This window comes from Luteimonas sp. TWI662 (assembly GCF_039673825.1).
In the GTDB taxonomy this organism is placed as follows: domain Bacteria; phylum Pseudomonadota; class Gammaproteobacteria; order Xanthomonadales; family Xanthomonadaceae; genus Luteimonas.
In genome coordinates this window covers 104,292-116,841 of the sequence record NZ_JBDJMI010000008.1, presented here as the reverse complement: position 1 = coordinate 116,841, position 12,550 = coordinate 104,292, and the positions used below count along the sequence as shown (strand labels likewise).

Sequence of the window (12,550 nt, the reverse complement as noted above, 5' to 3'; positions counted from 1 at the left end):
CCGCGTTGCCAAAGCCCTCGGCCTGCGCCACGGTCACGGCGCGGCCCTGCGCACGGCGATCGCCGCCGCACCGAGCAGGCCGGCGTGCGGATGCAGCACCGCCAGGCTCGGCACGCGGCCCATGTTCGGCGAGAAGCGGCCCTTGTGTTCGAAGCGCTGGCGGAAGCCCGAGTGGCGGATCGAATCGAGCATCTTGGGCACCAGCCCGCCGGTCAGGAACACGCCGTCCCAGGCCCCCAGCGTCAACACCAGGTCGCCCGCGATCGCGCCGAACACGGCGCAGAAAATGTCGACCGCGCGTGCGCACAGCGGGTCGCCCGCCTGCGCGCGCGTGGTCACGTCGGAGGGCTGCAGCGGGCCGGGGTCGACCCCGGCGATCTCGCACAGCGCGTGGTGGATGTTGACCAGGCCCGGCCCGCAGATCAGTCGTTCGTTGGACACGCGCCCGAATTGCGCGCTGAGCCGTTCGAGGATGCGCGTCTCTTCCGGTGTGCCGGGCGGAAAGCTGACGTGCCCGCCCTCGGTCTCGAGCGGGTAGTAGTGGCCGTCGCGGACCACCAGCGCACCGACCCCCAACCCGGTGCCCGGGCCGATGACCGCATACGTGCACGGTGCGTCGGCGCGCTCGGGCACCGACCACTGTACGCCGCCGATTGCGGTGTAGTCGCCGGGCTGCAGCAGCGGGATCGCCATCGCCTGCGCGGCGAAGTCATTGACCAGTTCGACGTCGCTCAGCCCCAGGCGTTCGCGGGTCCGCCGGCGCGAGATCACCCAGGGATGATTGGTGATGCGCGCCTCGTCGCCGTCCACGCGTCCGGCAACGGCGAACACGCCGCAGCGGATGCGCGCATCGCCGACGTGGCCGATCGCCTGCAGGTAATGCTGGGCGGCGTCGGCCAGCGAGGGAAAATCGGCGACGGCGAAGCCCTGCACGGTGTCGAGCTGCAGCGGCGTGGCGCTGGCGGTGTCGGCCAGCGCGAAGCGCGCATTGGTGCCGCCGATGTCGGCGAGCAGGGCAAGTGAAGCGTCGGTCACGACTTGCGTCCGTTGTGCGTGGTCAGGGTGCGCGGCAGGAACGGCACGGCCTCGGCCGGCCCCCAGTAACCGGCCGGGTAGTCGCGGACCGGCGTGCCGGCCTGGCGCCAGGCCTCGCTGACACTGTCGATCCAGCGCCACTGGGCCTCGACTTCGTCGTCGCGCACGAACAGGGTCTGGTCGCCCTTGAGCGCGTCGATCATCAGCCGTTCGTAGGCGATGCGGCGCTTGGGCGGCAGCATCGCCAAGTCCAGCGACATCGGTTGCAGTTCGTTGGCGCTCCATTCCGATGCCGCCAGGCTGCCCATCAGGCCGAGTTCGATGGTCTCTTCGGGCTGCAGCCGCACGCGCAACTGGTTGGCGCGGGCGCGCTTGCGCTCGTCGGCGCCGAACAGCCAGTGGGTGACCGGCTTTAAGGTCACCACGACCTCGGTGGTGCGCGAGGGCATGCGCTTGCCGGTCACCAGCCGGAACGGCACACCGGCCCAGCGCCAGTTGTCGATCCAGGCGCGCAGGCCGACGAAGGTCTCGACGTCGTCGCGGTGACTGAAGCCCTTGACCGCGCGGCCGTCGACCACGCCGTCGCGGTAACGGCCGCGGATGCTGTCGGCCTCGGCGGCCGACGGTGTCATCGGGCGCAGCGCGCGCAGCACCTTGCGCTTCTCGTCGCGGATCGCGTCGGGGTCCATCGCCGCCGGCGGCTCCATCGCGATCAGCGCGAGCAACTGCAGCATGTGGTTCTGCACCATGTCGCGCAGCGCGCCGTAGTCGGCGTAGTAGCCCTCGCGGCCGTCGACGCCGGCGGTCTCGGCGACGATGATGTCGACCGACTCGATCCAGCGCCGTTCCCAGACGGCCTCGAACAGCGTGTTGCCCAGCCGCAGCGCCAGCAGGTTCTGCACCGGCGCTTTGCCCAGGTAATGGTCGATGCGGAAGATCCGCGACTCGTCGAGTGCGGCCTTGAGGGTGGTGTCGATCTCGCGTGCGCTGGCCAGGTCGTGACCGATCGGCTTTTCCAGCACCAGGCGCGACGGCGCCTCGAGCAGGCCGGCGGCCTTCAGGCCGCGGCAGGCGGACGCGAACAGGTTGGGCGGCGTCGACAGATAGCTGACCGCCGGGCGGTCGGCGAACGGCGAGAGCGCCTGCGCCATGGCCTCGGGGTCGGACAGGTCGGCAGGCACATAGCGCACCCGGCCCAGCAGCTCGTCGAGCGTGGCGGCCTCATAGTCCTCGCCCAGGCGCTCGCGCAGCCAACCGCGGAAGCTCTCGTCGTCGTGCTCGCTGCGCGCGATCGCCACCACCCGGAAGTCGGCCGGCAGCAGCCGGTCGCGCAGCAGGTGCAGCAGGGACGGGAACAGGTAACGTTGCGCCAGATCGCCGGTGGCGCCAAACAGCAGCAGAGTGTCGTGCATGGACGCCTGGTTCGCCTCGTGTTCACGGAAGGGAATCGTGAAGTGTGTCGTGCAATCGCCCGGAACCGCAATGCCCGCCGCCAGCGGCCGCGCGGCGACGGGCCGGCCGGCGCGGGCTGCGTCGATCGCCGTTCCCGGTCGATCGCCGACTGGCATGTAAACGATTACATGCCAGAATAGCGTATTGCGTCCCCGATGCACGGCCCGGCCGCTGCACGGGCACACGACTCCAATCACAACACGTCCGACAGCGGGAGAAGCCATGGCGAAGGTGCGGTTCGACGCGGTACGCAAGGTCTATCCCAACGGGTACGTGGGTGTGGCGGGCGCCAGCTTCGAGGTCGCCGACGGCGAACTGCTGGTGCTGGTCGGGCCGTCGGGCTGCGGCAAGTCCACGCTGCTGCGCATGGTCGCTGGCCTGGAGGCGATCAGCAGCGGGACGCTGACCATCGGCGACCGGGTGGTCAACGACGTCGCCCCGAAGGATCGCGACATCGCGATGGTGTTTCAGAGCTACGCGCTGTACCCGCACATGAGCGTGGCCGAGAACCTCGCCTTCGGGCTCAAGCTGCGCGGCCAGGACAAGGCCGACATCGCCGCGCGCGTGGCCGAGGCCGCGCGGGTGCTGGAGCTCGACAAGGTACTCGACCGCAAGCCGGGGCAATTGTCGGGCGGCCAGCGCCAGCGCGTGGCGCTGGGCCGGGCGCTGGTCCGCCAGCCGCAGGTGTTCCTGCTCGACGAGCCCTTGTCCAACCTCGACGCCAAGTTGCGTGCGGGCATGCGGGTGGAGATCGCGCGGCTGCATCGCGCGCTGGGCACGACGATGATCTACGTCACCCATGACCAGATCGAGGCGATGACGCTGGGCCAGCGCATTGTGGTGCTCAAGGACGGGCAGATCCAGCAGATCGACACCCCGATGGCACTCTACGAAAAGCCCGCCAACCTGTTCGTGGCGACCTTCCTGGGCAGTCCGGCGATGAACGTGCTGCGCGGCCGCCTGCAGCATGGCCAGGCCGGCTGGGCGCTGGCGCTGGGTGACGGCACGGTGCTGGCGCTGGGCGCGGCCGGGCTGCCGCAGGCTTGGGATGGCCGCGAGGTCGATTTGGGCATCCGCCCCGAGCATCTGGTGCCCGCCGACCCCGCCCAGGCCGGATTGGCACCGGTGGTGGAGGTGGTCGAGGCGGTGGGCAGCGAAGTCTTCGTGAATCTGCGCCTGGGCGATCGCCCGCTGATCGCGCGGTTGCCGCCCGACCGGGTGCCGGTGCCCGGCGAAACCCTGCCGTTGGCGGTCCCGGTCGGCCGCGTGCACGCCTTCGACGTGGAGACCGGCGCCCGCCTGGTGCCGTAGCTGCGTCAAGCCAGCGCGGTGCCTCCGCGGCCCCAATGCCGGCGCGGGGCGGGGCCGGCGGCGCGATCCGGAGGCGCTGGCTATACTGGCCGCTTGCGCGCGCGCGGCGCGCGGCCCACCGTGCGTCAGCAGCGCCGGGGCCGGGTGCCGCGTGTGTCCCCGCCGTTCCACGACCCGGCGCCGGCCCGCCGGCGCCACGAGGCCCCCGACGCCCGCATGCGCCTATCCACGATCAAGCTCGCCGGTTTCAAGTCCTTCGTCGACCCGACCACGCTGCACCTGCCGACGAACATGACCGGTGTGGTCGGGCCGAACGGCTGCGGCAAGTCCAACATCATCGACGCGGTGCGTTGGGTCATGGGCGAGTCCTCGGCCAGCCGCCTGCGCGGCGACTCGCTGACCGACGTGATCTTCGCCGGGTCGACCGCGCGCAAGCCGGTGTCCCAGGCGATGGTCGAGCTGATCTTCGATAACAGCGACCACACCATCAGCGGCGAGTTCGCCGCGTTCAACGAAATCTCGGTCAAGCGCACCGTCAGTCGGGACGGGCAGAGCGGCTACTACCTCAACGGCACCAAGTGCCGCCGCCGTGACATCACCGACCTGTTCCTGGGCACGGGCCTGGGCCCGCGCAGCTACTCGATCATCGAGCAGGGCATGATCAGTCAGGTCATCGACGCCAAGCCCGAGGACCTGCGCATCTACCTCGAGGAAGCGGCCGGCATCTCCAAGTACAAGGAGCGCCGCAAGGAGACCGAGACCCGGATTCGGCATACCCGCGAGAACCTCGAGCGGCTGGGCGACCTGCGCGAGGAGGTCGGCAAGCAGTTGCAGCACCTGGCCCGCCAGGCCCGCCAGGCCGAGCAGTACACCGCGATCCAGGCCGAGCGCAAGATCCGCGACGCGGAGTGGAAGGCGCTGGAATGGCGCACGCTCGATTCGCGCCTGCGTGCGCTGCGCGAGGGCCTGGCGCAGGAGGAGACCCGGCTCGAACAACTGATCGCCGAGCAGCGCGAAGCCGAGCGCGAGCTCGAGACCGGGCGCGAGCGTCGCCACGAGGCGGCCGAGGCGCTCAACCGCGCCCAAGCCGAAAGCTACGAGGTCAGCGGTACGCTCGCCCGGATCGAGCAGCAGATCCAGCACCAGCGCGAACTGTCGGCGCGCCTGCTCAAGGCCCGTGACGAGGCGCAGGCGCAGCTGGCCGAGATCGGCGCACATATCGACCAGGACCAGGTGCGGCTCGACACCCTGCACGAGCACATCGCCGAGGCCGAGCCGCAGCTGGCGCAACTGCAGGACGAGGACGCGATCCGCCAGGATGCGCTGCGCGATGCCGAGACCGCGCTCGCCGACTGGCAGGGCCGCTGGGAGGCGCACAACCGCGAGCAGGGCGAGGCCGCGCGCGCCGGTGATGTGGAGCGCACGCGCGTCGACTATCTCGACCGCCAGGCGCTGGAAGCCGGGCGCCGGCGCGAGCAGTTGCAGGCCGAGCGCGATGGCCTCGACCTCGACGCGCTGAACGAGGCCTTCGAGGACATCCAGCTCCGGCACGAAGAGCAGAAGGCCGCCCTCGACGCGCTCGGCGACTCGGTAGAGGCGCGCAAGGCCGCGGCTGTCGAGCTGCAGGACGGCCAGCGCGTCGCGCAAGAGGACCTGTCGGGCGTGCGCAAGCGCGCGCAGGAAGCCCGCGGCCGGCTGGCGTCGCTGGAGACGCTGCAGCACGCGGCGCTCGGCCAGGAGCAGGGCGCGGCGGTCGAGTGGCTGCGTCAGCGCGGGCTCGATTCGGCCGCGCGCGTGGGCGAGCGGCTGCGCGTGGAGGCCGGCTGGGAGTTCGCGGTCGAGAGCGCGCTGGGCCAACTGATCGAAGGCGTGCTGGTCGACGGCGATGGCGTGCCCGCCGAATTGGTCGACGCACTGGGCGAACTGGGCGAGAGCCGCCTGGCGCTGGTGGCCGCCGACGAGGGGCCGGCGCAGTTCGCGCCGACCTCGCTCGCGGCCCGGGTGCAGGGCCCGCTGGCGATCCGGCGGTTGCTCGCGCGTCTGCATGTCGCCGTCACCCTGGACCAGGCACGCGCGCTGCAAGCCGGGCTGGGCGAACACGATTCGGTCATCACCCGCAGCGGCGAGCGCCTGGGCGCGGGCTGGGTGCGGGTGTCGCGCTCGGGCGCGGCCAAGCAGGGCGCGCTGCTGCGCGAGCGCGAGATCCAGGCGCTGCGCGAAGAAATCGCCGCGCTGCAGGACCAGGAACACGACCTGGAGCGCAGCCTCGCCAGCGGCCGCGACCGCCTGCTCGCCGCCGAGCAGCAGCGCGAGGAGGCGCAGCGTGCGCTGTACCTGGCCCACCGCGGCGTGTCCGAACTCGCCGGCCAGGTACAGAGCCAGCAGGGCCGGGTCGAGGCCGCGCGCACCCGCATCGCCCGCATCGATGCCGAGCTCGCGCAGCTCGACGAGACCCTGGCCCAGTCCGCGCAGCAGGCACGCGAGGCGCGCGCCCGGCTCGAGGACGCGGTCGGCAGCATGGGCGACCTGGAAACGGCGCGCGCCGCGCTCGAAGCCGAGCGCCGCAGCCTGACCGATGCCCGCGATGCCGCCCGCGCGGCCGCGCGCGAGTCCCGCGATACCGCGCATGCGCTGGCGCTGACGCTCGAGTCGCAGCGCGCGCAGGTCGCTTCGCTGACCCAAGCGCTGGCGCGCATGGGCGGCCAGCGCGGTCAGCTCGACAATCGTCTGGGCGAGCTGTCGGCGCAACTGGCCGGCGGCGACTCGCCGGTCGAGGCGCTGGAGGACCAGCGCCAGGTCGCGCTGGAGGCGCGCGTGCGCACCGAGCAGGCGCTGGCGCAGGCGCGCTCGGCGGTCGAAGGCATCGACAACGAACTGCGCACCTACGAGCAGATCCGCCAGCAGCGCGATGCGCAGGCGCTGACCCAGCGCGAGGCGATCGGCCAGCGCCGGCTCGACCAGCAGGCGCTGGTGATCGCCGCCGATCAGCTTGCCGCCCAGGTGGTGGAGGCGGGCTTCGTCGTCGACGATGTGCTCAATGGCCTCGACGATGCGGCCAATGCCAAGGACTGGGAAAAGATGGTCGTCGACTTCGATGCGCGCTTGCGGCGCCTGGAGCCGGTCAACCTGGCGGCGATCGCCGAGCATGCCGAGGCCGCGCAGCGCAAGGACTACCTCGACGCCCAGGATGCCGACCTCACCGCCGCGCTCGAAACGCTGGAGGAGGCGATTCGCAAGATCGACCGCGAAACCCGCGGCCGCTTCAAGGACACCTTCGACCGGGTCAATGCCGGCGTGCAGGCGCTGTATCCGCGTCTGTTCGGCGGCGGCCACGCTTACCTGGAGCTGACCGGCGACGACCTGCTCGACACCGGTGTGGCGATCATGGCCCGTCCGCCCGGCAAGCGCGTGTCCAATATCTCGCTGCTGTCGGGCGGCGAGAAGGCGATGACCGCCGTGGCCCTGGTGTTCTCGATCTTCCAGCTCAATCCGGCGCCGTTCTGTCTGCTCGACGAGGTCGACGCGCCGCTCGACGAGGCCAATGTCGGCCGCTTCACGGCGATGGTCCGCGAGATGAGCGAGCAGGTGCAGTTCCTGTTCGTCAGCCACAACAAGGCGACGATGGAAGCCGCATCCCAACTCAGTGGCGTTACCATGCGCGAGCCGGGCGTCAGCCGTCTGGTGTCCGTCGATCTTGCCGAAGCCACGCGACTGGCCGGCGCCGCCTAGGAGAACACCGCCAATGACCGATGAGTGGATGCTGCGTATCGGAATCATCGTCGCCGGCGCGCTGCTGATGGCGGCGATCTGGTACTTCGGGACGCGCCCGCGCGGCGGACAGGGGCGGCGCATCGCGCCCGCCGAGGACGCACGACGCGAGCCGACGCTCGGCGCGCAGCTCGAGCGCGAACTGGGCGAGGGCGAGCAGGCGCAGGCGCCGGGCGACGGTGACGCGGTGCAGGCGGAGATGGACCTGCTCGACCGCACGGTCGGCACGGTCTCGCCCAACAGTGAGCTGGGCAAGCGCAACACCGACGACTTCGACAAGATCGTCACGCTGTACATCGCCGCGCGTGCGGGCAGCGTGCTGCGCGGGCCGGACATCGTCGTTGCGGCCGAGAAGACCGGCCTGACCTACGGCCATATGAACGTGTTCCATCGCCTCGTCGACGGTCACCCCGAGCGCGGCCCGATCTTCAGCGTCGCCAATATCCGCAGCCCCGGCAGTTTCGAGATGGCCGAGATCCAGACCCTGGAGACGCCGGCGATCGCCTTCTTCCTGACGCTGCCCGCGCCGGTCCGTGCGCTCGATGCCTGGGATACGATGCTGCCGACCGCCGAGCGCATGGCCGAACTGCTCGACGGCGTGTTGCTCGACGAGCAGCGCAACGCCCTGGGCCGGCAGCGCATCGCCGGCCTGCGCGACGAACTGCGCGCCTGGGACCGCGAACGCGACGCGCCGCCGGTGACCCGCAGCCCGCGCTGGTGACCGCGCGCGGATGTCGATTTCCGGCATCAGTCACCTGACCTTCGTCGTCCGCGACCTCGCGCGCACAGCGCGACTGCTGGTCGAGGGGCTGGGCGCGACGGAGGTCTACGACAGCGGCGACCGCCCGCACGCGTTGTCGCGCGAAAAGTTCTTCGTGCTCGGCGGCGTCTGGATTGCGGTGATGGAAGGCGAGCCGCCGGCCGAACGCAGCTATCGGCATGTCGCGTTTTCGGTGAATGCCGACGATCTGCTGGGTTACCGCGTCCGGCTCGAAGCGCTGGGTGTGGAGATCCGGCCTTCACGGCCCCGGATCGCAGGCGAGGGCGACTCGCTGTACTTCTACGACTTCGACGATCATCTCTTCGAGTTGCACACGGGCACACTGGATGCGCGGCTCAGTGCCTATCGCGAGGGGGCCGAGCCGACGCGCTGACGCCGATGTGATCGATCGATTCGACGGCGCCGGGGACCAGCGCCCTCCCTCGTGAACGGGGGAGCGCTGTGTCGGCCGAGCAGACCCGATCGCGACTCGCGCGCCAACCCCGTCATCCTACAATTCGGGGCATGCCCAAGTCCTCTCCTGCCGAGCGCGTCGCCGAGCTGCGTGCACGCATCGAAGATGCCAACCATCGCTACTACGTGCTCGACGACCCGTCGATCCCGGACGCCGACTACGACGCGCTGATGCGCGAGCTCGAGGCGCTGGAGACGGCGCACCCCGAGCTCGCCAGCGAGGATTCGCCGACGCGCACGGTCGGCGCGCGGCCCGATGGCGGATTTCCCGAAGTCCAGCACGCGATCCCGATGCTGTCGCTGGCCAACGCGTTCGAGACCGCGGGCCTGCCCGACGACGCCGACGACCGCACGCGGTTTTCCGAGGTCGCCGACTTCGAGCGCCGGATCGAGCAGAAGCTCGACATCGCAGCCCCGGTGTTCTCGGTCGAGCCCAAGCTCGACGGCCTGGCGATCAGCCTGCGCTACGAGGACGGGGTGTTCGTGCAGGGCGCGACACGCGGCGACGGGACCACGGGCGAGAACGTCACCGCGAACCTGCGCCAGGTGCGCGCGGTGCCGCTCCGGCTCCGCCTCGACGGGGCGCCTGCGCCCGCGGTGCTGGAGGTGCGCGGCGAGATCTACATGCCGCGCAAGGCGTTCGCGGACTGGAATGCCAGGGCGCTGGACAACAACGAGAAACTGCTCGCCAACCCGCGCAATGGCGCGGCCGGTTCGCTGCGCCAGCTCGATCCGGCGGTCACGCGCCGCCGGCCGCTGGCGTTCTTCGCCTATTCGATCGGCGAGGTGCGCGGGCTGGAACTGCCCGAGACCCATTCGCAGACCCTGGCGTTGCTGCGCGGGTTCGGATTTCCGGTCGCGCCCGAGGTCGACACCGCCACCGGCTTCGACGGTTTGATCGCCTACTTCCGTCGCATCGGTGCGCTGCGCGACGACCTGCCGTACGACATCGACGGCGTGGTCTACAAGCTCGACGATTACGACCAGCAGGCGACGATGGGCTTCGTGTCGCGCTCGCCGCGCTGGGCGCTGGCGCACAAGTTCCCGGCGCAGGAGCAGTCGACGCTGCTGCGCGCGATCGAGGTGCAGATCGGCCGGACGGGCGCAGTCACCCCGGTCGCGCGGCTCGAGCCGGTGCAGGTCGCCGGGGTCACGGTGACCAACGCCACGCTGCACAACGCCGACCAGATCGCGCGGCTCGACGCGCGCGAGGGCGACACGGTGATCGTGCGCCGCGCCGGCGACGTGATTCCCGAGATCGTGCGCGTGATCGAAGACCAGCGTCCGCCCGGGACAGTGCCGTGGACGATGCCGGCCGCATGTCCGGTCTGCGGCTCCGAACTGGTGCGCGAGGACGGCGCCATCGCCTGGCGCTGCAGCGGCGGCCTGGCGTGTCCGGCGCAGCGCAAGGAGGCCGTGCGGCACTTCGCCTCGCGTCGCGCGCTGGACATCGAGGGCCTGGGCGACAAGCAGGCCGAGGCCCTGGTCGAGTTCGGCTTCGTGCATTCGCCTGCCGATCTCTACGCATTGACGGTCGCGGATCTCGTGCGGATGAAGACCGCGCTCGACGCCGCGACCGCCGCCGACGTCCAGCAGGCGATCGCCGACAGCAAAGGCGGGCTGGTGCTCGATGCCGAAGGCGCGGCCGTCCTGGCCGAGGAAGCGCCGGTCTGGAAGGACGCCGTGTTCCTGCGCGCGCACTTGACCGTCGAGACCGGCGGCAAGCTCGCCACCAAGTGGGCCGAGAACCTCGTCGCCGGCATCGACGCCAGCCGCCACACCACGCTGGCGCGTTTCCTGTTCGCGCTCGGCATTCCGCACCTGGGCGAAACAACGGCCAAATCGCTGGCGCAGTGGCTGGGCACGCTCGAGTTCATCCGCAGCACGCCCGCGGTGTTGCTGCAGGCGCTGCCCGACATCGGCGGCGAGGTCGCCCGCTCGATCGCGACGTTCTTCGAGCAACCCGGCAATGTCGCGGTGGTCGATGCGCTGCTCGCGGCCGGGCTGCATTTCTCCGATGAGGCGGCGCCGTCTGCCGAGCTGCGCGATCGGCTGGATCTGGCGCACCTGCTGGCCACGTTGCCGGTCGATAAGCTCGGCGGCAAGAGCGCCGAGCGCCTGGCGCAGACCTACGGCACGCTCGCGGCGCTGCTGCGTGCGAACGAAAGCGGCTGGGCCGGTGCGGGTGCGTCCAGCGCGGGCGCGGCGAATCTCGCGGCGTACCTGGCCGACGACCGGGCGCGCCAAGCGCTCATCGACGCCGACGCGGCAATGCAACGCGTGCTTGCTGCAGCCCCCGCGCGTGCGATGCGCAGCAGCGGCCCGCTCGACGGCAAGAGTGTGGTGTTGACCGGCACGCTGGCGTCGATGACCCGCGATGAGGCCGGCGAGAAGCTCGAGGCGCTGGGCGCGAAGATCGTCGGCAGCGTGTCGAAGAAGACGTCGCTGGTCGTTGCCGGCGAGGCGGCCGGCTCCAAGCTCGACAAGGCCCGGGCACTGGGCGTGGAGATCTGGGACGAGGCCGCGCTGCTGGCGTTCCTGGAGGCGCAGGCGTGAGCGTGCCGAGCGGACCGACTGCGTCGTTCGAGGCGCTGCGCCTGCGCGCGCGGCTCAATGCCGTATTGCGTGGCTTCTTCGCCGAGCGCGACGTGGTCGAGGTCGAAACGCCGGTGCTCTCGCGCGCCGGCAATACCGATCCCAACGTCGCCAGCTTCGCCACGCGCTTCGGCGGCCATGTCGATGCCGGGCCGCCGCTGCGCTGGATGCGCACATCGCCCGAGTTCCCGCTCAAGCGGTTGCTGGCCGCGGGGTTCGGCGACTGTTACGAACTGGGTCGGGTGTTCCGCGACGGCGAGGCGGGGGGGCGCCACAACCCCGAGTTCACGATGCTCGAGTGGTACCGCGTCGGCTGGGACCATCGCCGGCTCGCCGCCGAGACCGTCGCGCTGGTGCAGGCTGCCCTGGCGTTGGTCGGGCGCCGGGCGGAGGTGGTGGAGACCGACTACCGCACGCTCTACCGCGAGCAGTTGGGCATCGACCCGATGACCGCACCGGATGCGGCGCTGCAGGCGGCACTGGGCGAGGTACGGATCGATCCGGACGGCCTGGGCCGCGACGACTGGCTCGACCTGCTGATGACCCATCGCCTCCAGCCGGCCAATCCCGCCGACCGCATCCTGGTCGTGCACGACTATCCGGCCTCGCAATGCATGCTCGCGCGGATTGCCTCGCGCGACGGTGTGCCGGTGGCCGAGCGTTTCGAGCTGTACCTGGGGGCGCTGGAGCTGGCCAATGGCTATCACGAACTGGCCGACGGCGCCGAGCAGCGGGTCCGCTTCGAGCGCGACCACGCGGTGCGCACCGCACGCGGCGCGGCGCTGCCGGCGATCGACGAGGCGCTGCTGGATGCACTCGATGCCGGCTTCCCCGACTGCGCCGGGGTCGCGCTGGGTGTGGACCGGTTGATGATGGCGATGCTGGAGACGTCGCGGATCGCGGATGTGATCGCGTTCGATTTCGCGAGGGCGTAGCTGTTTGCTTTGCTTTGCTTTGCCGTTGCCGTTGCCGTTGCCGTTACAGTTGCCGTTGCCGTTGCCGTTGCCGTTGCCGTTGCTCTGCTTCTGCTTTTGCTTTGCCTTCGAGCCGTAAAGCGAGCCGAGCATCGCAGGACGACGGGGCCGAAGAGCAGCCCTTGTTTGAGCGTAGCGAGTTTGGGCTGCGTGCCCCGTCGGCCGAGCCGCGCCGGGCACC

The 12,550-nt window shown here is 70.8% G+C and carries 8 protein-coding genes; 6 read left to right on the top strand and 2 right to left on the bottom strand.

Annotation, left to right across the window (positions count from 1 at the left end):
- Positions 1-33: 33 nt before the first annotated feature.
- The gene (glk, locus tag ABE488_RS07990; protein ID WP_346447757.1) at positions 34-1,035 is read right to left on the bottom strand and encodes a glucokinase; all 1,002 of its coding nucleotides are present in this window, start codon (positions 1,033-1,035) and stop codon (positions 34-36) included.
- Positions 1,032-2,447 (bottom strand): glucose-6-phosphate dehydrogenase, encoded by a 1,416-nt coding sequence (zwf, locus tag ABE488_RS07985; RefSeq protein WP_346447756.1) that lies wholly within the window; start codon positions 2,445-2,447, stop codon positions 1,032-1,034. The genes glk and zwf overlap by 4 nt, the downstream gene beginning before the upstream one ends.
- Positions 2,448-2,709: 262 nt before the next feature.
- Between zwf and ugpC the strand changes: the two genes are divergently transcribed.
- The 6 genes from ugpC to epmA all read left to right on the top strand — a co-directional run bounded on the left by ugpC (position 2,710) and on the right by epmA (position 12,330).
- Positions 2,710-3,798, top strand: a complete 1,089-nt coding sequence (gene ugpC, locus ABE488_RS07980; protein ID WP_346447754.1) for a sn-glycerol-3-phosphate ABC transporter ATP-binding protein UgpC — start codon at positions 2,710-2,712, stop codon at positions 3,796-3,798.
- A 216-nt stretch (positions 3,799-4,014) separates the two neighbouring features.
- Positions 4,015-7,527: a chromosome segregation protein SMC gene (gene smc, locus ABE488_RS07975; protein ID WP_346447752.1), complete on the top strand. Its 3,513-nt coding sequence runs from the start codon at positions 4,015-4,017 to the stop codon at positions 7,525-7,527.
- Between the two features lie 13 nt (positions 7,528-7,540).
- Complete coding sequence (gene zipA, locus ABE488_RS07970) at positions 7,541-8,287, top strand: cell division protein ZipA (RefSeq protein ID WP_346445455.1); 747 nt, start codon at positions 7,541-7,543, stop codon at positions 8,285-8,287.
- 10 nt (positions 8,288-8,297) lie between these two features.
- A complete protein-coding gene (gene fosX, locus ABE488_RS07965; protein WP_346447751.1) occupies positions 8,298-8,720 on the top strand; it encodes a FosX/FosE/FosI family fosfomycin resistance hydrolase in 423 nt (140 codons plus the stop codon).
- A gap of 131 nt (positions 8,721-8,851) precedes the next feature.
- Positions 8,852-11,356 carry an NAD-dependent DNA ligase LigA gene (gene ligA, locus ABE488_RS07960; protein WP_346447749.1) on the top strand — a complete coding sequence of 835 codons (2,505 nt, stop codon included), beginning with the start codon at positions 8,852-8,854 and terminating at the stop codon, positions 11,354-11,356.
- Positions 11,353-12,330, top strand: coding sequence for an EF-P lysine aminoacylase EpmA (epmA, locus tag ABE488_RS07955; RefSeq protein ID WP_346447748.1), 978 nt, complete (start codon positions 11,353-11,355; stop codon positions 12,328-12,330). The genes ligA and epmA overlap by 4 nt, the downstream gene beginning before the upstream one ends.
- Positions 12,331-12,550: the final 220 nt, after the last annotated feature.